The sequence below is a fragment of the Arthrobacter sp. C9C5 genome (assembly GCF_013359735.1).
Classification (GTDB): Bacteria; Actinomycetota; Actinomycetes; order Actinomycetales; family Micrococcaceae; genus Arthrobacter.
Window position 1 is genome coordinate 54,916 of the sequence record NZ_JABFMX010000016.1, and the last position, 22,407, is coordinate 77,322.

Sequence of the window (22,407 nt, forward strand, 5' to 3'; positions counted from 1 at the left end):
CCATGCCTTACTGGATCGGGGGAGTAAATTACGACATGATTGTGTTGTGTATTCCATGAGCCCAACTACTTCTGCCGCGCCTCCCGTGCGCGCGGAGTCGGCCGACCCTGCCGAAGGCGCGGCTGTTCCTGCAGCAATGCCTGCGGTAATGGCTGCTGACGCGGAGGAACGCACCCGGGACCGCGTCCTGGCGGCAGTGCTGGAACACGGTCCCATCAGCGCCGCGGAGCTCGGCGAGCTGCTGGGTTTCACTCCGGCGGCGGTTCGCCGTCACCTGGACCACCTCTCGCGTCACGGCGTGATCGAGGTCAAACGCGCGTCCCGTGCGGGCGCCGGCGCGGGACGCCCGGCCCGCCGCTACGTGCTCAGCTCGCAGGGCCAGTCCACGCTGGGCAACGACTACCTCGACATCGCCAGCTCCGCGTTGCGGCGGCTGGGCGAAATGGCCGGCCAGGACGCGGTACGGGAGTTCGCCGTCGAGCGCTTCGCCGAGATGGAACGCCGCTACGCGCCTGAAATCGAGCGGGCGGGAACCGATATCACGGCCCGCGCGCAGGCCCTGTCCGAGGCGCTGAGCCGCGACGGTTTCGTCGCCTCGGCGCAGTCGATCGAGGCCAAGGCGCCGCTGCCGGCCGCCCTTTCCAGCGTCCAGCTCTGCCAGGGCCACTGCCCCATCCAGCAGCTCGCCGCGCAGTTCCCGGTGTTCTGCGATGTGGAGACTGAACTGTTCTCCCGGCTGGTCGGCGTCGATGTTCGCCGGCTCTCCACCCTGGCGCGCGGCGGCCATGTCTGCACCACCCACATACCTACGGGCCGTCCGGCCGCCATCGGGGCTCCCAGCCCCGCGGGCCCCGGCAACCCGGACGAAGTATCCAACCATCTGCAAGAAAGGCCGTGATGACGGACCAACTATCAGAGAAGAAGGTTGCTGAATCCACTGTGATCTCGGAGATTCTGGAAAAGAATCCCGAGCTCCACGGAATCGGAACCTACGAATACGGCTGGGCCGACAAGAACGACGTCGGCGCCAATGCACGCCGTGGTATCGATGAGGACGTCGTACGTGACATCTCGGCCAAGAAGAACGAGCCGGAATGGATGCTGGACCTGCGCCTGAAGGGCCTGAAGTACTTCGACCGCAAGCCCATGCCCACCTGGGGCGCGGACCTGTCCGGCATCGACTTCGACAACATCAAATACTTCGTGCGCTCCACGGAAAAGCAGGCCGCCACCTGGGAAGACCTGCCCGAGGACATCCGGAACACCTACGAGAAGCTGGGCATCCCGGAAGCCGAGCGCAGCCGCCTCGTCTCCGGCGTCGCCGCCCAGTACGAGTCCGAGGTCGTCTACCACCAGATCCGCGAGGACCTGGAAGCTCAGGGCGTTATCTTCCTGGACACCGACACCGCGCTCCGCGAACACCCGGAAATCTTCCAGGAGTACTTCGGCACCATCATCCCGGTGGGCGACAACAAGTTCGCGTCGCTGAACACGGCCGTCTGGTCCGGCGGTTCCTTCGTGTACGTGCCCAAGGGCGTCCACGTGGACATCCCGCTGCAGGCCTACTTCCGCATCAACACGGAAAACATGGGCCAGTTCGAGCGCACCCTGATCATCGCGGACGAGGATTCCTACGTCCATTACATCGAGGGTTGCACCGCACCGATCTACACGTCGGACTCGCTGCACTCCGCCGTCGTGGAAATCATCGTGAAGAAGGGCGCCCGCGTCCGCTACACGACCATCCAGAACTGGTCCACTAACGTGTACAACCTGGTCACCAAGCGCGCCATCTGCGAAGAGGGCGCCACCATGGAGTGGATCGATGGCAACATCGGCTCCAAGGTGACCATGAAGTACCCGGCCGTCTACCTTGTGGGCGAAGGCGCCAAGGGCGAGACCCTCTCGATCGCGTTCGCCGGCGAAGGCCAGCACCAGGACACCGGCTCCAAGATGGTCCACATCGCGCCCAACACCAAGAGCTCGATCATCTCCAAGTCCGTGGCCCGCGGCGGCGGCCGGGCTGCCTACCGCGGCCTGGTCCAGGTCCGCGAAGGCGCCAAGCACTCGGCCAACACGGTCCGCTGTGACGCGCTGCTGGTGGACACCATCAGCCGCTCGGACACCTACCCGTACATCGACATCCGCGAGGACGACGTCACCATGGGCCACGAGGCCACGGTCTCGCGGGTCAGCGAAGAACAGCTGTTCTACCTGATGTCCCGCGGCATGCGCGAAGACGAGGCCATGGCGATGATCGTCCGCGGCTTCATCGAGCCGATTGCCCGCGAACTGCCGATGGAATACGCCCTCGAGCTGAACCGCCTGATTGAACTGCAGATGGAAGGATCGGTCGGTTAATGACTGACATCACTACTGAAAAGGCCCGCATCGGCGCGCCCTCAGCCCAGCCGTTCATCAACGGTTTCACCGAGGAAGGCGAAAGCCTTTCACCGCTGAACGCCGCGGAGTCCAAGTCGCCGCTGGCCGGCGAAGCCGTCAAGCGCCACTCGCACGGCGGCGGCGTCGGCGTCCCGGACAGCTCACGCGCCGGCCGCCTGACCTCGTACAAGCTGGCGGACTTCAAGCCGCTGACCGGCATGGAGGAAGACTGGCGGTTCACCCCGCTCAAGCGCCTTCGCGGCCTGCACGCCGACGTCCTGAATGGTGCGGCGCCGTCTGTGGCCGTCACCGGCCCGGACAGCGTCCGGGTCGAGACCGTCGGCCGGGACGACGCCCGGATCGGCTCCGCCGCCATCCCCGAGGACCGGGTTTCCGCGAACGCCTGGGAGAACTTCACCGAGGCCACCGTCATCACGGTTCCCGCCGAGGTCCAGGCTGAGGGCGAGGTCAGCGTGGTGCTGACCGGCCAGGGCACCGGGGCGTCCGCGCAGCACGTTGTGATCGTCGCGGAGAAGTTCTCCAAGGCCGTCGTCGTCCTGGACCACCAGGGCACCGCCGTCGTCTCGGAAAACATCGAAATCCTGGTTGAGGACGGCGCGCAGCTCACCGTCATCTCGCTCCAGGAATGGAACGACGACGCCGTGCACGCCTCCTCCCAGCAGGCGAAGCTTGGCCGCGACGCCAAATTCAAGCACATCGTCGTCAGCCTCGGCGGCGACCTGGTCCGCGTCACGCCGTCGACCCGCTTCACCGCCCCCGGCGCCGAAGCGGAAATGTTCGGACTGTACTTCGCCGACGCTGGCCAGCACCTTGAGCAGCGCCTCTTCGTGGACCATGCCGTCGCCAACTGCAAGTCCAACGTGCTCTACAAGGGCGCCCTGCAGGGCCGGAACGCGCACACCGTCTGGGTGGGCGACGTCCTGATCCGCAAGGAAGCAGAAGGCACCGACACGTACGAGGCCAACCGCAACCTGGTTCTCACCGACGGTGCCCGCGCGGATTCCGTGCCCAACCTTGAGATCGAAACCGGCCTGATCGCCGGCGCCGGCCACGCCAGCGCCACCGGCCGCTTCGACGACGAGCACTTGTTCTACTTGATGGCCCGCGGTATTCCGGAAAAGGTGGCCCGCCGACTGGTGGTCCGCGGCTTCCTGAACGAGATCATCCAGCAGATCAAGGTTCCCGCCATCGAAGAGCGCCTCACGGCCGCCGTCGAGCGCGAGCTCGCCGCCACGGAAAACTAGTGCACGGCACTAGGGAACACGGACAACGAACATGACGGAACAGCCAAAGGGCGAGCTGGTCTGCAGCGCCAGCGAGATCCAGGTCAAGCAGGCGCTGCGGATCCTGATCGACGACTACCCGGTAGCGGTCGTGAAGGACTCGATGGGGGAGATCCACGCCATCGGCGACACCTGCTCGCACGCGGACATCTCGCTCTCCGAAGGCGAGGTGGAAGGCTGCAAGATCGAATGCTGGGGCCACGGCTCCCAGTTCGACCTGCGCAGCGGCCAGCCGCTCCAGCTGCCCGCCTACGATCCCGTGCCTGTCTTCGCCGTGACCATCCAGGATGACGACGTCTACGTGGACGTCAGCACCATCCTGAACGGCGCCGAAGCTCCGAACTTCAGCTGACCGCCGGGGCAAGCCACGCTTGTCCCGGCCAGGTCGGCAACCAGCACCACAAAAACTTATCGACGAGAAACGCACCGCCGCCGAGGCGGGGGTGCAGAGGAGAACAAGACACATGTCTACTCTTGAGATCAAGGACCTGCACGTCAGCATTGACACCGAGCAGGGCACCAAGGAAATCCTGAAGGGCGTCAGCCTGACCATCAAGACCGGCCAGACCCACGCCATCATGGGTCCCAACGGCTCGGGCAAGTCCACCCTGGCCTCCACCATCGCCGGGCACCCGCGCTACAACGTCACGAGCGGCACCATCACGCTCGACGGCGAAGACGTCCTCGCGATGAGCGTTGACGAGCGCGCCCGCGCCGGCCTGTTCCTGGCCATGCAGTACCCGGTCGAGGTTCCCGGCGTCAGCATGACCAACTTCTTGCGCACCGCCAAGACCGCAATTGACGGCGAAGCCCCGAAGCTCCGCACCTGGACCAAGGACGTCAAGGCCGCCATGGCCCAGCTTCGCATCGACGCCGACTTCACCCAGCGCAACGTCAACGAGGGCTTCTCCGGCGGCGAGAAGAAGCGCGTCGAGATCCTCCAGCTGGAGCTCTTCAAGCCCAAGTTCGCCATCCTCGACGAGACCGACTCAGGCCTGGACGTCGACGCGCTCAAGGTTGTCTCCGAGGGCGTCAACCGCGCCCACGCCGAGGGCAACATGGGCACCCTGCTGATCACCCACTACACCCGGATCCTGCGCTACATCAAGCCGGAATTCGTGCACGTGTTCGTTGACGGCAAGGTTGTCGAAGAGGGCGGCCCGGAGCTGGCCGACCGCCTTGAAGAAGAAGGCTACGACCGCTACCTCCCGGGCGCCGGAGCCGCCACCATCGCTGCCGCCGACGCCGCAGCACAGGCCTAGTTAGGACTACGCCATGACCGAAATCAATATGGCCCGCACGGGCCTCGAGGATGTCGAAGAGGCACTCAAGGATGTGATCGACCCGGAACTCGGCGTGAACATCGTTGACCTGGGCCTGCTCTACGGCCTGAAGTACTCCGACGACGACGGCGCCCTGCTGATCGACATGACGCTGACCACGGCGGCCTGCCCGCTCACCGACGTGATCGAGGAACAGGTGGGCAAGGCCCTGGACGGCATTGTCGACGACTGGCGGCTGAACTGGGTGTGGATGCCGCCATGGGGTCCGGAACGGATCACCGAAGACGGCCGCGACCAGATGCGCGCCCTGGGCTTCAACATCTAAGGTCCCCACAACGACGGCGGGCCCACCTCTTGGAGGTGGGCCCGCCGTCGTTTTTTCTGCCGTGATGGCATCGATTGCTCCGCAACGGCCCTTTTGGAGGCCCATAACGGCGGTTTCGGAGCAGTCGATCGGGTTACGGGGTTAGGGGGTGGCGACCTTGAAGGTGTCGCACTGGTTGATGTCGCCGGTCTTGTAACCCTGGTAGAACCACTTCTGCCGCTGCGCGCTGGAGCCGTGGGTCCAGGACTCCGGCGAAACCCGGCCGGTGGCGGCCTTCTGAATCCGGTCATCGCCCACCGAGGAAGCCGCGGACAGGGCGTCCTGCAGGTCCTGCGTCTTGAGCGGTTCCAGGAACGGCTGACCGCTCTTCGGGTCCTTGGTGGTGGTGGCGTAGCGGACCCACAGCCCCGCGTAGCAGTCGGCCTGGAGCTCCACCCGCACCGCGCCGGACTGCGGACCCTGCGGATCCTGCTGGGCACGGTCGATGGTGCCGAGGACATTCTGGATATGGTGTCCGAACTCGTGGGCCACCACGTACTCCTGCGCCAGCGGCCCGCCAGAGGAGCCGAAGCGGTCCACGAGCTCCTGGAAGAAGCCCGGATCGAAATACGCCGTCTGGTCGGCGGGGCAGTAGAACGGGCCGACCTCCGAGGTGGCTGAGCCGCAACCGGTGTTGGTGGCGCCGCGGAAAAGGACCGTCTCCGGCTGCGGGTACTTCTTGTTGTACTGCGCCAGGTAGTCCGGCCAGAAGGCATTCAGGCTGTTGACCGTGCCCACGATCCGGCATTCCAGACGGGCGTCGGCGTCGGCGCCGGTCTTGCAGGCCGGTGCGGTGCTTTGGCTCTGGGTCTGGTCCTGGGTAGTGCCGGCCAGGCCCTCCAGGAGCTGCGGGTTGATGCCGAACAGCGCGGCCAACAGCAGCACTATGCCACCGCCGATCCCGCCGCCGATTTTGGTGCCGCGGCCCATGCCGCCGCGGCTCTGGACCTGCGACGGGTCCAGTTGCACGTTGTCATTGAAACTCATGCTGTCACAATATCCTTTCCCCGCGGCAGGGGCCCCGCCGCCCGGTAAAGTTGATCCGATGCCTTTTCTTGACAGACTCCAGCGTTGGGCCGATGAACGCCCCGACGGCACCGCCGTCGTCGTGGCTGGAAAACGCCTGAGCTGGTCCGAACTGCGGAACGCCGCGGCTGCGCTCGTCCCGGTGACGCCGGCCGTCACGGTGCTGGCCGAGCGCAACTCCACGGACTTTGCGGTCGCCTTCGCGGCCGCTGTCGCGGCCGGCCGCCGCTGCGCCGTGCTGGACCCCACGTGGCCGCGGCAGCTCCTGGACGGCATCACCGCTCGGATCGCGGATGCGGTCCCCGCCGACGGCGCAGGCCAGGGCGCCGGCCTGGGCAGCGAGCTCGCGGACGGGGCGCCGGAGTCACCTTTCCTGATCGGGCTCACCTCCGGCACGACGGCGCTGCCCAAGGCGTTCACCCGCTCGCGGCGCTCCTGGCGGTTGTCCTTCGAGTCTTCGCTCGAGTTTTTCGGCCTGCGGGGCGAGGACAGGACCCTCGCACCCGGACCCCTGGCCGCCAGCCTCAATCTCTATGCCCTGGCCGAATGCCTGTATGCCGGCTCCGAGTTCCACACCCTGGAACAGTTCGACGTCGGCGACGCGCACACCGCGGTCAGCCATGACGGCATCACCCGGCTGGTCCTGGTTCCCACCATGCTGCGGCTCCTCAGTGAGCGCGGCCTGGCCGGCGGCGTGGATGCCTCCGGCCTGCGGAGCATCATCTGTGCCGGCTCCAAGCTCGACGCGCGCACCCTGGAGGCCGCGCGCCGCTGGGCGCCGAACGCGACGATCTTCGAGTACTACGGCGCCGCGGAGCTCAGTTTCGTCGCCGGCGCGGGCCTGCGGCCGGGCGAGGCTCCGGCGTCCGGCGGGACGGGGAACGGCACGGGAATCGGCGGTCCGTTTCCCGGCGTCGAGATCAGGATTCTCGACGACGGCGGCGCCCCGGTTCCGGACGGACGCGACGGCAACGTCTGCGTGCGCAGCGGAATGGTCAGCGACGGGTACCTGTGGGGCGACGACGGCGCGGCGCTGCAGTGCTTCGACGGCTGGTACACCGTGGGGGACCGGGGCTACCTGTCCGAAGGAACCCTGCATTTGCTGGGCCGCCGTTCGGACATGATTGTCACATCGGGAACCAACGTGTACCCACACGAGGTGGAACTCGCCCTCGCGTCCGTGCCGGGCGTCGCCGCCGCCATCGCCGCCGGGCAGCCGGACGACCTTCGCGGCCAGCGCGTCGTGGCCGCGGTACTGCCGTCCCACGGAGGCCTGACGGGCACGCAGCTGAAGGCCGGCGTCGAGGATGTCCTGGCCCGGAGCAAGCGTCCGCTGGATTACTACGCATTGACCGAGCTGCCCCTTACCGACCGCGGCAAGCCCAGCCGTCCGCTGCTGCTTGAGTGGATCGCCCGGAATGATCCACGTGTCCGGCGCCTTGGCTGAGGATCCGCTGCGGTCCCGGACGCCTTCGCCGCTTGGGCCGCGCCGGGGCGGATTGTTGCCGGAGGGCCGGCAGCCCGTCATCATCGCGGCGTTGCGGACCCCGGTCTGCCGGGCCCACGGCGCGCTAAAGACGTTCCAGGCCCACGAGCTGCTGGCGCCGGTATTGCGCCGCCTGCTGGCCGACGCGGGTGTTGCACCGGACCAGGTGACGGACGTCGTGGTCGGGAACGCGGTGGGCGGCGGCGGCAATGTCGCCCGGCTGGCGGCACTCGAGGCCGGGCTGGCCGTGAGCGTTCCCGGACTGACCGTGGACCGGCAGTGCGGGTCCGGCCTGGACGCGATCGTGCTGGCATCCCGGCTCGTCGCGTCCGGCGCCGAATTCGGCGAGGGTTTCGGCGGCGGAGGCGTGTATCTCGCCGGCGGGGTGGAGAGCATCAGCACCGCACCACTGCGGGCCAGGCGCGGCGCCGACGGCGAGCCCCAGTTCTTCAGCCGCGCCCAGTTTGCCCCTGGCAGCATCGGCGACCCGGACATGGGCGTGGCCGCCGAGAACGTCGCCGCCTGCCATGGCATTGCGCGGCAACGGCAGGACGACTTCGCGCTGCGCAGCCACCGTCGGGCGCTCGACGCCGCAGCGGCCGGAACCTTCGCAGCCGAGACCGTCGCGCTGCCCGGGCCCGATGGTCCCGTGGGCTGCGACGACGGCCCGCGCCGCTCGCTGACCCCGGCGCTGCTGGCCCGGTTCCCTGCTGCGTTCGTCGCCGGCGGGACCGTGACCGCGGGCAACTCCTGCTTCGACGCGGACGGGGCAGCCGCCGTCGTGATCACCTCGCTGGCCCGCGCGCGCCAACTCGGCGCCCGCGACGGCCTGCTGGTCCTCGGGGCGGACACCGCGGGCGTGGAGCCGGCGCTGCTGGGGATGGGGGCGGCCGCCGCCGCGGAGCGCCTCCTCGCGAATACCGGCGTCGCGGCCGGGGACCTCGGGCTGATCGAGTTCAACGAGGCGTTCGCATCCCAGACCCTGGCATGCCTCGATCACTTGGGCATCGACCCGCAACGCGCCAACCTCCACGGCGGCGCCCTCGCCCTGGGGCACGCCTACGGGGCGTCCGGCGCCGTGCTCGTGACCAGGTTGCTGGCCCAGGCCCGCCGGGAGCCCGTGAATGGCAGGCTGGCCCTGGCCATGATCAGCATCGCCGGCGGGATGGGCGCCGCTGCACTGTTCGAATACCGCTCGCTCCGGTAGTGCCCGGGGGACATGCCCGTACTTCGGTTCGGGGATTGGACACGTCCGGTGCGCCAACCTGCCGGACATGCCCATTCTTCGGTTCGGGGACTGGTCATAGTGCGGACATGTCCAGCCCCCACGGCCAAGGGAGGGCATGCACCTCCGTGAGGCGCAGCAGGGAACATGGCCGGTGCCTCGAACCGCGGAGCATGCCCACTCCTAGCTGCGAAGCGTGGACATATTGGTGATATGCCCACTGCACAGGACCAGGAAAGGGTATGTGCCGCCGTGGTCCGCAGCAAGGGGCATGTCCAGTGCACCGAGCCGCGGCACGAAACCTGCACGGGCCCGCACGGCTTCAGCCCTCGCGATCCTCGTGATCGTCCCCGTCGTCGGCCTCGCCCAAACCGCGGGCCGCCAGGGCATCGCCGGTCTGTCGGGCGAATGCCACCGTAGTGATGAAGACCGGCAGCACCAAGGCGCGGGGGTTCCGTTCCAGGCCGCGGGCCCGGGCCGAATCGCGGACATCGGCATAGGCGCCCGCGATGAACGGGATGCTGCGCAGCATGATGGCAATTGTCAGGGCGAACCGCTCGGGATCGGCGCCGAATCGGCGAAACGGCCGGGCCAGCGAGGCTACGCCGTCCAACAGCGACTGGACCTGCGTGGTGGCCGTCAGGATTGCCGCCGCCACCACGCAGACCAGAACGTTCAACACAATCCGCGCGGCAACCGGGCCATCCAGCTGCCACCACTGGAACAAGCCGATCACCGCCAGCACGGGCAGGATAGGCCGGACAGCCCGGAACAGCCTGCGGACACCGGCCCCGCTGAGCAGAAAGACCCCGCACAGCACGCCGAGTCCCGCTGCCGCCGCGGCCCAGTCGGCAACGAGAAACGATCCCATCCCGCACGCCAATACCAGCAAGAACTTCAGCCACAGGGGAGTCCGGTGCACCAAAGAGGTGCCCGGTACATAGTTGGCGAGCAGGAAGCCATGGCCCCTCATGGCTGCGCCGTGTCCCCGTCGGCGCCCCGCACCCCGGCGCCCCGCACGTCGGCGGCTTCTACCGCGCACAGCACCCGGTAGTGTTCGACGGCGGCGGCCGCCCCGCCGTCGAACACGATCTTGCCCTCATCCACCACCAGCACCCTGTCCAGATCGAGCGCGAGGTCGAGGTCGTGGGTCGACAGGATGATCTGCTGATCGAGCTCCGCCAGGGTACGGCGCAGCAGTTCCCGGTTCCGCAGGTCCAGCAGGGTGGAAGGCTCGTCCAGTATCAGGATGTCCGGGTTCACGGCCAGCACCGCAGCGAGGGCGACGAGCTGCCGTTCGCCGCCGGAGAGCTCGTACACACTCTGGTCCGCCAGCGCCAGCAGCCCAAACCGTTCGAGGCAGGCCTCCGCCAGGGCACGCCGTTCGCCGGCGTTCCGCACCGAGCGGCGCAGCGATAATTCGACGTCTTCGCGCCCGGTCGGCATCACGAGTTGCGAGAGCGGATCAGTGAAGACGAAGCCGACTCGGCGGCGGACAGCGCGGACATCCCGGACCGTATCGAAACCTGACACCGCCACCGCACCGGAACTCGGTGCGACGAGGCCGTTGAGCATCCGGAGCAGGGTGGATTTGCCCGAGCCGTTCGCCCCGATGACGCCGACGCGGCGTTCAGTCAGCGTCAGGGACACCGGTTCGAGCAGGGTCTTGGGCTCCGGGCGGCCGTCGACGGCTACCCGGACGGCCGCACCGTCGAAGACGATACTCACGCGCGTCCGGCTGCCTCGCCGGCCAAGTGGACGCGCCGGATGCGCCGGACCAGCAGGTCAGGGAACGCCTTGTGCAGGGCGAGGGCGACGGTCACGGCGAGGATGTTCTTGATGACGTCGCCCGGGTAAAAGGCCAGGTCGGCCAGGAAGGCCGCGGAGAGACTGAGCTTGGCATTGAGCATCATGCCGAGGATGCCCAGCCCGTGGACAAAGACGATGCTGCTAACCATGGCGGCGCAGAAGAGCAGCACAGCCCGGAACTTCGCGGAGTGCTCCGCCGTGCGGCGCATCACGACGACGGTCAGGGCGCCGACGGCAGTGGCCGCCAGCAGGAAACCGAAAATGTAGCCGGCCGAAGGTCCCGCCAGGACACCCAGCCCGCTGCGCCCGCCGCTGAAGATCGGCAGCCCGGCGAAGCCCAGCAGGAGGTACAGGCCCACGGCAGCGAAGGCGCGGCCCGGGCCGAGCGCGAGTCCGGTGAGCATCACGGCAAGAGTCTGCAGGGTGATCGGCACACCCAGGCCGCCCACTGGGATTGCGGCAATGAGGGCAGAACCCGCGACAATCGCCGCGAACACCGCGATCAGCGCGAGGTCGGTCGCATCCCAGCGGCTGCGGCGGCTCTGGCGCGGGGCCTCCGGGGCGCTGCTTCCAGGGCTTGCTGCGGGGGTGGTGCCGGTGACGGCATTGTCGGTGTTGCTCATGCTGTTTCCTGTCGAGTGGTGGGGCCGGGGTCTCACTTCCGACGATACGGCCGTGGCAACCCCGCCATTTTGTAGGCCTTCCACTAAGCGGCGGCCCGCTCGCTGGACGACCCCGCCAAAGGGAGGCTGCGCTGGCGGTCGCGGGCCGCCGTCGTCCGCCGCGTTCCCCGATGTCACCCGGCAGGGGAGGTGCCGGTAGACTTGTAGAGGCCGAACTCTTGGCCAAACTGCCCCGGCCCCGTCCAGACTCCATCCGTTGTGCCGCGGCGTTCCCTGTTGTGAAAGGCCTTAGCTGCATTGATTACCGTCCAGGATCTCGAACTGCGCGCCGGCGCCCGTCTGCTTATGGACCAGGTGAGCTTCCGGATCGACAAGGGAGACAAGATCGGCCTCGTCGGCCGTAACGGTGCAGGCAAGACCACACTCACCCGCGTCCTGGCCGGCGAGGGCCTGCCCGCCGCCGGTAAGGTCACCCGCAGCGGCGAAATCGGCTACCTGCCGCAGGACCCGCGCACGCCGGACATGGAACAGCTGGCCCGGGACCGCATCCTGTCCGCCCGCGGCCTCGACATCGCGGTCGGCAAGCTCCGCGTGGCACACGAAGAGATGGCCAGCGAGGACGCCAACGTCCAGCGCAAGGCGATGAACCGCTACGACCGGCTGGAATCCGAGTTCCTCGCCGCCGGCGGCTACGCGGCCGAGGCCGAGGCCGCAGCGATCTGCTCAAACCTCGCCCTGCCGGACCGGCTGCTGAACCAGCCGCTCAAGACCCTCTCCGGCGGCCAGCGCCGCCGTGTGGAGCTGGCCCGCATCCTGTACTCCGACGCCGAGACGATGCTCCTCGATGAGCCCACCAACCACCTCGACGCCGATTCCATCGCCTGGCTCCGGGAGTTCCTGAAGAACCACCAGGGCGGCCTGATTGTGATCAGCCACGACACGGAACTGCTTGAGGCCACGGTGAACAAGGTGTTCCTGCTGGACGCCAACCGCGCGCAGATCGACTTCTACAACATGGACTGGAAGCGCTACCTGACCCAGCGCGAAACGGACGAGCGTGCCCGCAAGCGCGAACGCGCCAACGCCGAAAAGAAGGCCCAGGTCCTGATGGACCAGGCCAACAAGATGCGCGCCAAGGCCACCAAGGCCGTCGCCGCTCAGAACATGGCCAAGCGCGCCGAACGCCTCCTCGGCGGCCTCGAAGCGGTCCGCGAGAACGACCGCGTGGCCGCCCTGCGCTTCCCGGACCCCTCGCCCTGCGGCAAGACCCCGCTCACCGCCGACGGCCTCAGCAAGTCCTACGGTTCGCTGGAAATCTTCACCGACGTCGACCTCGCGATCGACCGCGGCTCCAAGGTGGTCATCCTCGGCCTCAACGGTGCCGGCAAGACCACGCTGCTGCGCATGCTCGCCGGCGTCGACAAGCCCGACACCGGGGAAGTGATCCCCGGCCACGGACTGAAGGTCGGCTACTACGCCCAGGAGCATGAGACGCTCGACGTCGACCGCACCGTGCTGCAGAACATGCGCTCTGCCGCGCCCGACATGAACGACTCCGAGGTCCGCGGCATCCTCGGTTCGTTCCTGTTCTCCGGCGACGACGTCGACAAGCCCGCCGGCGTGCTCTCCGGCGGCGAGAAGACGCGGCTGGCGCTGGCCACCATCGTCGCGTCGAGCGCCAACGTGCTGCTCCTCGATGAGCCCACCAACAACCTCGACCCGGCCAGCCGCTCCGAAATCCTGGGCGCGCTGCGCAACTACACCGGCGCGGTTGTGCTGGTGAGCCACGACGAGGGGGCCGTCGAAGCGCTTAATCCCGAGCGTGTCGTGCTGCTGCCCGACGGCGTCGAGGACCTCTGGAACGAGGACTACCTGGATTTGATCACGCTGGCGTAGGCCTCTCCTCCGGGCTTGCCTACGCGCCTCGCGCGGTCCATTTGCCGCGTGCTCGCTCGTCCCTCGCTTAGACGCACGCTACGCAAATGGGCCGCGTTCGTCGCTCTCACGGATGTCACCGTTGCGCTAGCGGTCATGTCGCCACTGCGGGATTACCGTACCTGGAGTTCTTCGGCGTTGGTGATGCGGTGGAGTTCTTGGTAGGTGATCGAGAACATGGAGTTGTGGTCTCCCGCGCCGGCCCAGAGGGTGGGGTGGGCTGCCAGGGAGTCGTCGAGGAGGGTCCTGATCTTTTCCGGGTGGCCGAGCGGGGCCACTCCGCCTACGCGCTGGCCGGTGTGCAGCAGGACGAAGTCGGGATCCGCGCGGCGGATTTTCCCTGACCCGAGGCGGGCTGCCACCTTGCGGACGTCCACCTTGGCTGCCCCGCTGGCCAGGATCAGCAGCGGAGCGCCGTCCAGGTTGAACACGAGGCTGTTGGTGATCGCCGCGACGTCGCAGCCCAGGGTAGCGGCCGCCGCTGCCGCCGTCGGGACTGCCGAATCAAAGACGGCCACAGTATCCGCGGCGCCGGCCGCGAGGAGCGCGCGCCGGACGTTCGCTACGGCGTCGGGGTCCATGCTGTGCTCCTTCAGAATCCCTGGGCGTCCAGGATGGCGTCTTCCTCTTCCTCCGCGGTGGCAGTTTTCCGCTTCCGGGGGACAGCATGACGGCGGGGCGCCGGGTTGCTTGCGTGCAGGTACGCGCCTTCGGCCGCCTGGGTCTCCGCGTCCTCCGCATCAATTGCGGCGTTCCGGGCCTGCTGGCGTGCTGCGTAGCCGAAGCCGACAAACATGAGAACGCCGAAGGCAAACCACTGTAGCGAGTAGGACAGGTGCGTGCCCTCCTCGGTGGAGGGTTTGGGGAAGCCGACGGGCATGTCCGCTACCGGCGGGGTTTCCGAGGCCAGCTGGCCGTAGGCCCCGGTGAGGAGGGGGTACCCGAGCTGGGACGAGTAGGCGGCGAGGTCGATCGACGCGAGCTGGCCGTCCGGGGCGCCGCGCTGCAGTTCAGGCTCGGAATGCTTGAGCCGGGCAACCACCGTGACCTCGCCCGTGGGCGGGGCAGGAACCGAGTCGGGGCTGCCGGGGGTCTTGTTACCGATGGGCAGCCAGCCGCGGTCAATCACGACCGTGTCGCCGGAGTCCAGCTTGAAGGGGACCACCACTTCGTAGCCCGGCTGGCCGTTGAGCGGGCGGTTGCGGACAATCCGCTGGCCGGCCTCGTCGTAGCGGCCGTGCAGCTCCACCTGGGTCCATTCGCGGTCCGCGTCCAGCTTGATGAACTGGTTCCGGGCGTCCGCGAAGGGGATCGGGGTGGCCGAATAATTCGACACGACGCGATTGATCTCCGCGAGGGTCTCCGCCCGGCGGTCCATCTGCCAGCGGCCCAGGAGCACGCAGGCGGTAGCGAAAATGGCGGCCAGCAGCAGGTAGCCCAGCCACTTGCTGGAGAAAAGGAAGCGGTACATTCAGCCGGCCCTGCCCGGGGCGACAGTCGAGGCGGCGCCGTCCCCGGAGCCGCCCGCGGCTTCGTCACTGGTGCTGTGCAACGGAAGGGTTTCCTTCCACAGCCCCCGCGTCTGGAGATAATCCTCCAGCCAGGCCCGGTGCTCCGGACAGGCGAGCCAGATCTTGCGCCGCTCCGGGGTGTGGATCTTGGGGTTGTTCCACAGCAGCTGCCACTCGGCGTGCGCGCGGCACGCCTTGCGGGAGCACAGCGCGCTGGCAGGCTCGGCCGTGGGGCCGGCCAAGTCAAAAATGTTCATGAAGCTGCCCGTCCGTGGTCTTCGTCGTCGTCAATCAGCTCGCCTTGCAACAGGGTGATGGGGACATCGCCCGCCGCCGGTCCCTGGTCCGGTGTTTCCCCGGGGCGCGGAGCGTCCAGTTCGGCCATCGGCACGTAGTCGATCAGCGATTCGCTGTGCACCTCGGCGTGGTCGCTGCCGTTGGCGATCACCACGGCAAACCACGGCAGGAACACGGCCCCGATGACAGGGAGGATCTTGAACCAGCCGTCCACCACAAACACCAGGACCAGGCAGACCATGCGGATGCCCATGGCCACGGCATACTTGATCATCCGCTGGCGCATCTCTTCCGAGTGGGCGGCGGCGGCGTCGGTGATGCTGTGGACCTCGGTTTCGCCGGAATACTCCCCGGACGTCCGCTCACCGGGTCGGTTCTTGTTTGTCACGGCTGTCAGATCACGCTCCATAGGCTTCCTACAATTCTCTCACCATCGGCTGGGCCGCCCAAACAACAGGCGGCCCAGGGCGGGGCGGTGCGCGCCGGAGGCTAAGATCGGAGGCAGGAAAATCCAGCCCACCCAACGCGGTGCCAGTGAGCCGCAGAATCCCGGAGCCCAACATGTCTGAAGCAACCTCCACCGGCCGCAGCGTCCTCATCACCGGCGGCAACCGGGGCATCGGCCTGGCCATCGCCGAATCCTTCCTCGCCAACGGGGACAAGGTAGCGGTCACCTACCGCAGCGCGGCCACGCTCCCGGAGGGCATCCTCGGCGTCAAGGCAGACGTCACGGACGAGGCTTCGGTGGACGCGGCGTTTACCGAAGTCGAGGCGGCGCACGGCCCCGTCGAAGTCCTTGTGGCCAACGCTGGCATCACCAAGGACACGCTCCTGATGCGGATGAGCGAGGACGATTTCACCTCGGTCATCGACACGAATCTCACCGGCGCCTTCAGGGTCATCAAGCGCGCCTCCAAGGGCATGATCCGGGCACGCAAGGGGCGCGTGGTACTCATTTCCTCCGTCTCGGGCCTCTACGGCGCCCCGGGCCAGATTAACTACTCCGCGTCCAAGGCCGGCCTCGTCGGGATTGCCCGCTCCCTCACCCGCGAACTCGGGGGTCGCGGAATCACCGCCAACGTGGTGGCGCCGGGCTTCATCAACACGGATATGACCGCCGAACTGCCGGAAGCCACACAGAAGGACTACCTGTCGAAGGTTCCCGCGGGCCGCTTCGCCGAAGCGTCGGAAGTCGCCGACGTCGTCCGCTGGATCGCCAGCGACGAGGCCGCCTACATCTCCGGCGCGGTCATCCCGGTCGACGGCGGCCTGGGCATGGGCCACTAGGCAAGGGCTCTGCGGCCGGCTTGCGGGCTCCGCGGACGACGTCGGGCGGCGTCGTCCGCAGTCGTCCGCAGCGGGGCGGGGTCCGGGCCTTTGGCCCTAGGCGGCGCCGACGAGGGGGCGTGTAATGGGGTTACAGCCCCTGACCGCGCCAAGGCGGGGGCGTGGACCCAGGAGGATTATTATGGCTGATCTCAGCAAGTGGGCGCCTTCGGACATGTTGGAGCCTGTCCGCCGCTTCCTCGACGGCGACCTGACGATGGCGTCGACAATTAAGGTCGAGCAGTTCCAGGACGGGAACACCCTGGTGGTGCGGGCGGAAGTTCCCGGCATCGATCCCGACAAGGACGTCGACGTGTCGGTCAGCGAAGGCATGCTCCACATCCGGGCCGAACGCGAGGAAAAGACCGAGCACAAGAGCAAGACCGGCTATCACTCGGAATTCCGCTACGGCTCCTTCATGCGCAGCATCGCGCTTCCGGCCGGGGCGAAGGAAGAGGACATCACAGCCAGCTACAAGGACGGCGTCCTCGAAGTGCGCGCGCCGGCCCCCGTGCCGGCACCGGGCGAGCCCACCAAGAAAATCCGGGTGGACCGCGGCTGAGCAGGGACTCATATGGCGGGCCGCCCGCTCGCCCGCGGCGAACCCCCGCCGGCTGAGGAACGAGCAGCGATCGCTTGCCTCAGCCGGCTTCGTCCCTTGACTGCCGGAGCCATGCCGCGACCTCGGCGTCCAGGTCCTCTTCGGCGCGAAGCTCCAAATGATGCATCCACAGGCCCGGGGACGGGTTGACCACCGACTTGAACCGGGGCGAGTCGATGCGGTTGCGCAGCGCGATGGACAGTACGGCCGGAACGTCCGAGCGGACATAGCGTCCCGGCCACCAGACGTAGGCGAACCCGCGACGGCGTCCGCGGAAGGCGACCTGGCTCGTCGTCGCCCTGATCTCGGGCGGGGCCGCTGCGGGCGGAACGGACGCCGCGAGTAGTCGTTCCACGGCGCGGCACAGCTCCAGGCCGCGGGGTGACCCGCTGAAGACCTCTTCCGGTGTGGATTCGATGCCGTGGCTCCCCATGGGCGCGAGCCTACGCCCCGGCGGCCTGCCGCAACAGGAACGTACGGCCGTCGGGAACCTACGCCCTGGCGGCCTGCCGCAACAGAAGGGTATGGCCGTCGGTCGGGAGGCCCGGGTTTCCCTGGGCCGGACCAGCGGAGCGTGAACCGCGGCACCCGGGGGACATGCCCACTCCTCGCCGCGGCACCCGGGGGGACATGTCCACTCGTGGCCGCGGCCAATGGACATTTGGGCACTATGTCCATTGCTGCGCTCACCCGGTGGGCATGTCCCGAGGTAGGGGCACGCCAAGGCTGGGCATGTCCCGCGCTGAACCCGAAAACCAATCCCAGCCGCTACTCGAACTAGGCCCGCGCGGCTTCTTTGTGGATCCCGGACAACCGAAATGCTGCGGGCCGCTGGCATGATGGACAGCAGACCCCACAGTATTTGGATGTTTGGAACAAAGGAGCTCGAATGGGACTGCTGGACAACAAGACCGCAATCGTTACCGGTTCATCGCGGGGCATCGGCGCAGAGGTCGCCAAATTCCTCGCCGCCGAGGGTGCCGCCGTCGTTGTGAACTACCGCCAGAAGGCGCCCCGCGCCAATAAGGTGGTCGCCGAAGTCGAGGCCACGGGCGGCCGGGCTGCAGCCGTCGGCGCGGACCTGACCACGCAGGAAGGCGTTCAGGCCCTGGCCAGCGCAGCGATGGAGAACTTCGGCTCACTGGATCTCCTGGTCCTGAACGCTTCGGGCGGCATGGAGTCCGGCATGGAAGAGGGGTACGCGCTCAAGCTGAACCGCGACGCCCAGGTCAACATGCTCAATGCCGCCGTGCCGCTGATGCCCGAGGGCTCGCGCGTGGTGTTCGTGACCAGCCACCAGGCCCACTTCATCGAAACCGTGCCCACCATGCCCGAGTATGAGCCCGTAGCCCGCAGCAAGCGCGCCGGCGAGGACGCGCTCCGCGAACTGGTTCCGGCCCTGGCCGAGAAGGGCATCTCGCTGGTGGTTGTCTCCGGCGACATGATTGAAGGCACCGTCACCGCCACGCTGTTGGACCGCTCCAACCCGGGCGCCATCGAGGCCCGCCGCGCCGAGGCCGGCAAGCTGTATTCGGTAAAGGAATTCGCCGCCGAGGTCGCCAAGATGGCCACCGCCGACGTCGAGACCGGCCACACCGAATACGTCGGGGGCGCCGACTACTTCGACAAGTCAACCGGCACGGCCGGCAACTAGCAGCCGCCGAGACGGCACTTGGCGGCAATGTTTTTCAACAACACTGCCGCCAAGTGCCTTTTGTCGTTAAGGGACCGGCTTCACCGACGGGCGTTAGGGCCCGCGCTCAAACGCCGGCGATGTGCCGGACGGCGTCGAGGTAAGGCATGTTCACGGCGGCGTCCGCCACCGCGCGGACGGCCGGCTTGGCGTTGAACGCGACACCGATGCCCGCGGCGCCAAGCATGTCCAAGTCATTGGCCCCGTCGCCCACCGCGATGGTGTGTTCCATCGGGATGCCCTCCGCGGCCGCCCATTCGCGCAGGTACTTTTCCTTGGCGGCGCGGTCCACCACGTCGCCCAGCACCCTGCCGGTCAGCGCGCCGTCGACGATTTCCAGTTCATTGGCGATCCAGTAGTCCAGCCCCAGTCCCTCGGCAATCGGCCGAAGGATCTGGTTGAAGCCGCCCGAGACGACGGCGACGGCGTGCCCGGCCGACTTGAAGGCCGCCACCAGCTCTGCGGCGCCGTCGCTCAGTGTCACCTCGGCGCGGACGGAGTCGACGACGTCGGCCGGCAGCCCGGCGAGCACCGCCACCCGGGCGTGCAGGCTCTGCGCGAAGTCCAGTTCGCCGCGCATGGCCGCCTCGGTCACGGCCGTCACTTCCTCCCGCTTGCCCGCATAGGCGGCCAGCAGCTCAATGACCTCCTGGCGGATCAGCGTGGAGTCGACGTCCATGATCAGGAACTTCCGCGGTGCCTGCCGCAGGGCAGCGGGAACGATTGCCGTTTCGACGCCCTCGACGCCGGCCGCGGCAACGCTCCGGCGGACTCCGGCCAGCCCCGCCTCGGTCAGGGCGCCCGCAAGCGTGCAGTCGGCGGAGTAGACCGAGAAGCGACCGTCGCCGGCGGTGCTTTCGGCGCCGACGGACAGCCCCGCTCCGGACAGCGAACGGCGCAGCTGCTCTACTTCGGGAAGGGACAATTGCACGCCGTAGCTGACTGCGGTCACGTTCGAACTCATGGCCTCAATCCTAGCGAGCGCGCCGCAGCCGCCCGGAATTCGTTTCGCGCGGGTGACGCGCCCGGGGGAGACCGCCCGCTGGCCTCCGGCCCGGTTATCAGTAGTCCGCTTTTTTGTCCTAGTGTCTACTCCTATGAGTGATGTTCTTGAAATGGCCGCCGTCAGCGTTGTACGTGGGGCGAAAACGCTCCTGGACAAGGTTGACTGGCAGGTTAAGGAAGGCGAGCGTTGGGTGATCCTTGGTCCCAACGGCGCCGGCAAGACCACTCTGTTGCAGGTGGCCGCCGCCCGTCTCCACCCCACCAGCGGCATGGCCGGGATCCTCGAAGAGATCCTCGGCGCCGTGGACGTCTTCGAACTCCGCCCGCGGATCGGCCTGTCCTCCGCCGCCCTCGCCAACCAGATCCCCGAGCACGAAAAGGTCCTCAACGTCGTCGTGACCGCCGCATACGGCGTCACCGGCCGCTGGCGCGAGGGCTACGAGAAGGACGACGAACGCCGCGCCTTCGCCCTGCTCAACGAATGGGGGATGGGGCCGCTGCTCAACCGCCCCTTCGCCTCGCTCTCCGAAGGTGAACGCAAACGCGTGCAGATTGCCCGCGCGCTCATGACGGATCCTGAACTGCTCCTGCTCGACGAGCCCGCCGCCGGCCTGGACCTGGGCGGCCGCGAGGACCTCGTCCACCGGCTCAGCGAGCTGGCCCGCGACGAGGCCGCCCCCGCGATCGTACTGGTCACCCACCACCTCGAAGAGGTCCCACCGGGGTTCACCCACGCACTGCTCCTGCGCGACGGCGGCGTCGTCGCCTCCGGTCCGCTGGCAGACGTGCTGACCGCGGAAAACCTCAGCAAGACGTTCGGCGTCGACCTCGACGTCAACGTGTCCGGCGGCCGGTACACCGCCACCGCCCGCCGCTGAAAGGTCAACTGACAGCGCGTGGAGTTCCTCAGTAGCGTCTTCATTTTCTTCGCCGGCCTCTGGGCCGGAACCATCAACAGCGTGGTGGGTTCGGGCACACTGGTGACTTTTCCGGTGCTGATCGCCCTCGGCTTCGCCCCGGTGACCGCCTCGATCAGCAACGCCATGGGCCTCGTGGCCGGCAGCGCGGCCGGCGCCTGGGGCTACCGCAAGGAGCTGGCAGGGCGGCGGAACCAGCTGCTCCGGCTCCTGCCCGCCTCACTGCTGGGCGGCATCACCGGCGCCTACCTGCTCCTGCATCTGCCGGAAATGGTCTTTCACTACGCGGCGCCCGCGCTGATCGTGGTGGCCCTGCTGATGGTGGTGTTCCAGCCCAAGTTGCAGCGCTGGGTGCAGAACCGGGAAGAGAACCCGGAGCACGCCATCCGCGACAAACGGCACGGGATCCTGCTTGTGGTCCTGGTCTACCTCGCCGGCGTCTACGGCGGGTACTTCGTGGCGGCGCAGGGCATCCTGCTGGTCGGCATCCTCGGGGTGTTCATGGCCGGGACGATGCAGAACGCCAACGCCATGAAGAACATCCTGGTCCTCGGCGTGAACCTCGTCGCCGCAGCGTCCTACCTGCTTTTCGCCTTCGACCGGATCAGCTGGCCCGCCGTCGGGCTGATCGCCGTGAGTTCGCTGATCGGCGGCCTGGTCGGTTCCAAGGTGGGCCGCCGTCTGTCGCCGCCAGTGCTGCGCGGCGTGATCTTCATCCTGGGAACCGTGGCCTTAGGCTTCATGATCGCCAAGCTGGTGAATTGACCGGCCCATGAGCTTCCACTACCTCGAATCCGCCGACGACCCCCGGGTCGCCGACTATACCCAGCTCACCGACGTGCACCTGCGTAAGCTCCGCGAACCAGCCGAGGGCATGTACATTGCGGAGTCCTCCCGGGTGCTGCGGCGGGCCCTCGCCGCCGGGCACCGGCCGCGTTCCTTCTTCCTTGCGGAGAAGTGGCTCAAGGATCTCGCCGACGTCTTTGAGGAGTATCCGGACGTGCCGGCCTACATCGGCTCGGCCGCGCTCCTGGAGGAGATCACCGGCTTCCACCTGCACCGCGGCGCGATGGCAGCCATGCACCGTCCGGCGCCCGTGCCGCTGCCCGAACTGCTCGCCGATGCCCGCCGGATCGCGGTCCTCGAGGACATCGTGGACCACACGAATGTCGGCGCGATTTTCCGGTCCGCGGCAGCCCTGGGGCTTGACGCCGTGCTGGTCTCCCCGCGCTGCGGCGACCCCCTCTACCGGCGCAGCGTGCGCGTGAGCATGGGTACCGTGTTCCAAGTCCCGTGGGCCCGGCTCGACACGTGGCCGGGGGAGCTGGCGGTGCTCAAGGAACACGGCTTCCTGGTAGCCGCCATGGAGCTGACCCCGGACGCGGTGGACGTCGATGTGCTCGCGGCCCGGAACCCCGAACGGCTGGCCCTGGTGCTTGGCACCGAGGGGGCCGGGATGAGCGAAGAGACCCTGGCCGCCGTCGACCTCGCCGTGAAAATCCCGATGCGCCCCGGCGTAGATTCGCTCAACGTCGCGGCCGCGTCCGCCGTCGCATTCTGGGAACTGCGGCCCCGCGACTGACAGCGCGCGGCCGCCCGCGGGCCGGTTCGTCCAGTCGG

25 protein-coding genes and 1 pseudogene are annotated in these 22,407 nt (G+C 67.9%); 15 read left to right on the forward strand and 11 right to left on the reverse strand.

Features of this window, described 5'->3' with window-relative positions:
- The first annotated feature begins 136 nt into the window (after positions 1-136).
- The 6 genes from HNO80_RS13330 to HNO80_RS13355 all read left to right on the forward strand — a co-directional run bounded on the left by HNO80_RS13330 (position 137) and on the right by HNO80_RS13355 (position 5,294).
- A complete protein-coding gene (locus tag HNO80_RS13330) occupies positions 137-898 on the forward strand; it encodes a helix-turn-helix domain-containing protein (RefSeq protein WP_175323327.1) in 762 nt (253 codons plus the stop codon).
- Entirely contained in the window at positions 898-2,361 is a 1,464-nt protein-coding gene (gene sufB / locus HNO80_RS13335) for a Fe-S cluster assembly protein SufB (RefSeq protein ID WP_138769381.1), read from the forward strand. The genes HNO80_RS13330 and sufB overlap by 1 nt, the downstream gene beginning before the upstream one ends.
- The gene (gene sufD, locus HNO80_RS13340; protein WP_175323328.1) at positions 2,361-3,647 is read left to right on the forward strand and encodes a Fe-S cluster assembly protein SufD; all 1,287 of its coding nucleotides are present in this window, start codon (positions 2,361-2,363) and stop codon (positions 3,645-3,647) included. Before sufB ends, sufD begins: the two co-directional genes overlap by 1 nt.
- A 31-nt stretch (positions 3,648-3,678) precedes the next feature.
- The gene (locus HNO80_RS13345; protein WP_175323329.1) at positions 3,679-4,038 is read left to right on the forward strand and encodes a non-heme iron oxygenase ferredoxin subunit; all 360 of its coding nucleotides are present in this window, start codon (positions 3,679-3,681) and stop codon (positions 4,036-4,038) included.
- A gap of 112 nt (positions 4,039-4,150) precedes the next feature.
- Positions 4,151-4,948, forward strand: a complete 798-nt coding sequence (sufC, locus tag HNO80_RS13350; RefSeq protein WP_175323330.1) for a Fe-S cluster assembly ATPase SufC — start codon at positions 4,151-4,153, stop codon at positions 4,946-4,948.
- 13 nt (positions 4,949-4,961) lie between these two features.
- Entirely contained in the window at positions 4,962-5,294 is a 333-nt protein-coding gene (locus tag HNO80_RS13355; RefSeq protein WP_138769377.1) for a metal-sulfur cluster assembly factor, read from the forward strand.
- 141 nt (positions 5,295-5,435) lie between these two features.
- Here HNO80_RS13355 and ypfJ read toward each other — a convergent pair whose 3' ends face one another.
- Positions 5,436-6,320: a KPN_02809 family neutral zinc metallopeptidase gene (gene ypfJ / locus HNO80_RS13360; RefSeq protein ID WP_175323331.1), complete on the reverse strand. Its 885-nt coding sequence runs from the start codon at positions 6,318-6,320 to the stop codon at positions 5,436-5,438.
- A gap of 58 nt (positions 6,321-6,378) precedes the next feature.
- On the opposite strand from ypfJ, the gene HNO80_RS13365 reads away from it, so the two are divergent.
- Positions 6,379-7,806, forward strand: coding sequence for a class I adenylate-forming enzyme family protein (locus HNO80_RS13365; RefSeq protein ID WP_175323332.1), 1,428 nt, complete (start codon positions 6,379-6,381; stop codon positions 7,804-7,806).
- Positions 7,778-9,052, forward strand: coding sequence for a thiolase family protein (locus HNO80_RS13370; RefSeq protein ID WP_175323333.1), 1,275 nt, complete (start codon positions 7,778-7,780; stop codon positions 9,050-9,052). Before HNO80_RS13365 ends, HNO80_RS13370 begins: the two co-directional genes overlap by 29 nt.
- Positions 9,053-9,392: 340 nt before the next feature.
- Here HNO80_RS13370 and HNO80_RS13375 read toward each other — a convergent pair whose 3' ends face one another.
- The 4 genes and pseudogenes from HNO80_RS13375 to HNO80_RS13385 form a co-directional block, all read right to left on the reverse strand.
- On the reverse strand, positions 9,393-10,043 hold the full coding sequence (locus HNO80_RS13375) for an energy-coupling factor transporter transmembrane component T family protein (RefSeq protein ID WP_175323334.1): 651 nt from the start codon (positions 10,041-10,043) through the stop codon (positions 9,393-9,395).
- The gene (locus HNO80_RS18215) at positions 10,040-10,342 is read right to left on the reverse strand and encodes a hypothetical protein (RefSeq protein WP_502707856.1); all 303 of its coding nucleotides are present in this window, start codon (positions 10,340-10,342) and stop codon (positions 10,040-10,042) included. Before HNO80_RS18215 ends, HNO80_RS13375 begins: the two co-directional genes overlap by 4 nt.
- Positions 10,343-10,357: 15 nt before the next feature.
- A pseudogene (locus HNO80_RS18220) lies at positions 10,358-10,696 on the reverse strand (ATP-binding cassette domain-containing protein); the annotation flags it as partial.
- A gap of 98 nt (positions 10,697-10,794) precedes the next feature.
- Positions 10,795-11,502 carry a biotin transporter BioY gene (locus tag HNO80_RS13385; RefSeq protein ID WP_175323336.1) on the reverse strand — a complete coding sequence of 236 codons (708 nt, stop codon included), beginning with the start codon at positions 11,500-11,502 and terminating at the stop codon, positions 10,795-10,797.
- Positions 11,503-11,799: 297 nt separating this feature from the next.
- Here HNO80_RS13385 and HNO80_RS13390 point away from each other — a divergent pair, with 297 nt between their 5' ends.
- A complete protein-coding gene (locus HNO80_RS13390; protein ID WP_175323337.1) occupies positions 11,800-13,398 on the forward strand; it encodes an ABC-F family ATP-binding cassette domain-containing protein in 1,599 nt (532 codons plus the stop codon).
- Between the two features lie 152 nt (positions 13,399-13,550).
- Here HNO80_RS13390 and HNO80_RS13395 read toward each other — a convergent pair whose 3' ends face one another.
- From HNO80_RS13395 to HNO80_RS13410, 4 genes are read right to left on the reverse strand one after another with little or no spacing between them, the layout of a single operon-like run.
- Positions 13,551-14,018, reverse strand: a complete 468-nt coding sequence (locus HNO80_RS13395) for a YbaK/EbsC family protein (protein ID WP_175323338.1) — start codon at positions 14,016-14,018, stop codon at positions 13,551-13,553.
- 11 nt (positions 14,019-14,029) lie between these two features.
- Positions 14,030-14,908: an SURF1 family cytochrome oxidase biogenesis protein gene (locus HNO80_RS13400; protein WP_175323339.1), complete on the reverse strand. Its 879-nt coding sequence runs from the start codon at positions 14,906-14,908 to the stop codon at positions 14,030-14,032.
- Positions 14,909-15,205, reverse strand: a complete 297-nt coding sequence (locus tag HNO80_RS13405) for a hypothetical protein (RefSeq protein ID WP_175323340.1) — start codon at positions 15,203-15,205, stop codon at positions 14,909-14,911. It lies immediately after the preceding gene.
- Positions 15,202-15,654, reverse strand: a complete 453-nt coding sequence (locus HNO80_RS13410) for a DUF3099 domain-containing protein (protein WP_175323341.1) — start codon at positions 15,652-15,654, stop codon at positions 15,202-15,204. The genes HNO80_RS13405 and HNO80_RS13410 overlap by 4 nt, the downstream gene beginning before the upstream one ends.
- A 152-nt stretch (positions 15,655-15,806) precedes the next feature.
- On the opposite strand from HNO80_RS13410, the gene fabG reads away from it, so the two are divergent.
- Positions 15,807-16,532 carry a 3-oxoacyl-ACP reductase FabG gene (gene fabG / locus HNO80_RS13415; RefSeq protein WP_175323342.1) on the forward strand — a complete coding sequence of 242 codons (726 nt, stop codon included), beginning with the start codon at positions 15,807-15,809 and terminating at the stop codon, positions 16,530-16,532.
- Between the two features lie 181 nt (positions 16,533-16,713).
- Complete coding sequence (locus HNO80_RS13420; protein ID WP_175323343.1) at positions 16,714-17,133, forward strand: Hsp20/alpha crystallin family protein; 420 nt, start codon at positions 16,714-16,716, stop codon at positions 17,131-17,133.
- A 79-nt stretch (positions 17,134-17,212) separates the two neighbouring features.
- On the opposite strand, the gene HNO80_RS13425 is transcribed toward HNO80_RS13420, so the two are convergent.
- Positions 17,213-17,605 carry a DUF5655 domain-containing protein gene (locus HNO80_RS13425; protein WP_175323344.1) on the reverse strand — a complete coding sequence of 131 codons (393 nt, stop codon included), beginning with the start codon at positions 17,603-17,605 and terminating at the stop codon, positions 17,213-17,215.
- Between the two features lie 456 nt (positions 17,606-18,061).
- Here HNO80_RS13425 and HNO80_RS13430 point away from each other — a divergent pair, with 456 nt between their 5' ends.
- A complete protein-coding gene (locus HNO80_RS13430; protein ID WP_175323345.1) occupies positions 18,062-18,826 on the forward strand; it encodes an SDR family oxidoreductase in 765 nt (254 codons plus the stop codon).
- A 106-nt stretch (positions 18,827-18,932) separates the two neighbouring features.
- Here HNO80_RS13430 and serB read toward each other — a convergent pair whose 3' ends face one another.
- Positions 18,933-19,829: a phosphoserine phosphatase SerB gene (gene serB, locus HNO80_RS13435; RefSeq protein ID WP_175323346.1), complete on the reverse strand. Its 897-nt coding sequence runs from the start codon at positions 19,827-19,829 to the stop codon at positions 18,933-18,935.
- Between the two features lie 133 nt (positions 19,830-19,962).
- Here serB and HNO80_RS13440 point away from each other — a divergent pair, with 133 nt between their 5' ends.
- Genes HNO80_RS13440 through HNO80_RS13450 form a run of 3 tightly spaced genes read left to right on the forward strand, consistent with a single transcriptional unit; the run spans position 19,963 to position 22,369 of the window.
- Complete coding sequence (locus tag HNO80_RS13440; RefSeq protein WP_175323347.1) at positions 19,963-20,748, forward strand: ABC transporter ATP-binding protein; 786 nt, start codon at positions 19,963-19,965, stop codon at positions 20,746-20,748.
- A gap of 18 nt (positions 20,749-20,766) precedes the next feature.
- The gene (locus tag HNO80_RS13445; RefSeq protein ID WP_175323348.1) at positions 20,767-21,552 is read left to right on the forward strand and encodes a sulfite exporter TauE/SafE family protein; all 786 of its coding nucleotides are present in this window, start codon (positions 20,767-20,769) and stop codon (positions 21,550-21,552) included.
- 7 nt (positions 21,553-21,559) lie between these two features.
- Entirely contained in the window at positions 21,560-22,369 is an 810-nt protein-coding gene (locus tag HNO80_RS13450; protein ID WP_175323349.1) for a TrmH family RNA methyltransferase, read from the forward strand.
- Positions 22,370-22,407: the final 38 nt, after the last annotated feature.

Bases quoted from the DNA above. Each gene is read 5' to 3' on its own strand.
- HNO80_RS13330 (WP_175323327.1), top strand. From the start codon at position 137: ATGCCTGCGGTAATGGCTGCTGACGCGGAGGAACGCACCCGGGACCGC.
- sufB (WP_138769381.1), top strand. From the start codon at position 898: ATGACGGACCAACTATCAGAGAAGAAGGTTGCTGAATCCACTGTGATC.
- sufD (WP_175323328.1), top strand. From the start codon at position 2,361: ATGACTGACATCACTACTGAAAAGGCCCGCATCGGCGCGCCCTCAGCC.
- HNO80_RS13345 (WP_175323329.1), top strand. From the start codon at position 3,679: ATGACGGAACAGCCAAAGGGCGAGCTGGTCTGCAGCGCCAGCGAGATC.
- sufC (WP_175323330.1), top strand. From the start codon at position 4,151: ATGTCTACTCTTGAGATCAAGGACCTGCACGTCAGCATTGACACCGAG.
- HNO80_RS13355 (WP_138769377.1), top strand. From the start codon at position 4,962: ATGACCGAAATCAATATGGCCCGCACGGGCCTCGAGGATGTCGAAGAG.
- ypfJ (WP_175323331.1), bottom strand. From the start codon at position 6,320: ATGAGTTTCAATGACAACGTGCAACTGGACCCGTCGCAGGTCCAGAGC.
- HNO80_RS13365 (WP_175323332.1), top strand. From the start codon at position 6,379: ATGCCTTTTCTTGACAGACTCCAGCGTTGGGCCGATGAACGCCCCGAC.
- HNO80_RS13370 (WP_175323333.1), top strand. From the start codon at position 7,778: ATGATCCACGTGTCCGGCGCCTTGGCTGAGGATCCGCTGCGGTCCCGG.
- HNO80_RS13375 (WP_175323334.1), bottom strand. From the start codon at position 10,043: ATGAGGGGCCATGGCTTCCTGCTCGCCAACTATGTACCGGGCACCTCT.
- HNO80_RS13385 (WP_175323336.1), bottom strand. From the start codon at position 11,502: ATGAGCAACACCGACAATGCCGTCACCGGCACCACCCCCGCAGCAAGC.
- HNO80_RS13395 (WP_175323338.1), bottom strand. From the start codon at position 14,018: ATGGACCCCGACGCCGTAGCGAACGTCCGGCGCGCGCTCCTCGCGGCC.
- HNO80_RS13400 (WP_175323339.1), bottom strand. From the start codon at position 14,908: ATGTACCGCTTCCTTTTCTCCAGCAAGTGGCTGGGCTACCTGCTGCTG.
- HNO80_RS13405 (WP_175323340.1), bottom strand. From the start codon at position 15,205: ATGAACATTTTTGACTTGGCCGGCCCCACGGCCGAGCCTGCCAGCGCG.
- HNO80_RS13410 (WP_175323341.1), bottom strand. From the start codon at position 15,654: ATGGAGCGTGATCTGACAGCCGTGACAAACAAGAACCGACCCGGTGAG.
- fabG (WP_175323342.1), top strand. From the start codon at position 15,807: ATGTCTGAAGCAACCTCCACCGGCCGCAGCGTCCTCATCACCGGCGGC.
- HNO80_RS13420 (WP_175323343.1), top strand. From the start codon at position 16,714: ATGGCTGATCTCAGCAAGTGGGCGCCTTCGGACATGTTGGAGCCTGTC.
- HNO80_RS13425 (WP_175323344.1), bottom strand. From the start codon at position 17,605: ATGGGGAGCCACGGCATCGAATCCACACCGGAAGAGGTCTTCAGCGGG.
- HNO80_RS13430 (WP_175323345.1), top strand. From the start codon at position 18,062: ATGGGACTGCTGGACAACAAGACCGCAATCGTTACCGGTTCATCGCGG.
- serB (WP_175323346.1), bottom strand. From the start codon at position 19,829: ATGAGTTCGAACGTGACCGCAGTCAGCTACGGCGTGCAATTGTCCCTT.
- HNO80_RS13440 (WP_175323347.1), top strand. From the start codon at position 19,963: ATGAGTGATGTTCTTGAAATGGCCGCCGTCAGCGTTGTACGTGGGGCG.
- HNO80_RS13450 (WP_175323349.1), top strand. From the start codon at position 21,560: ATGAGCTTCCACTACCTCGAATCCGCCGACGACCCCCGGGTCGCCGAC.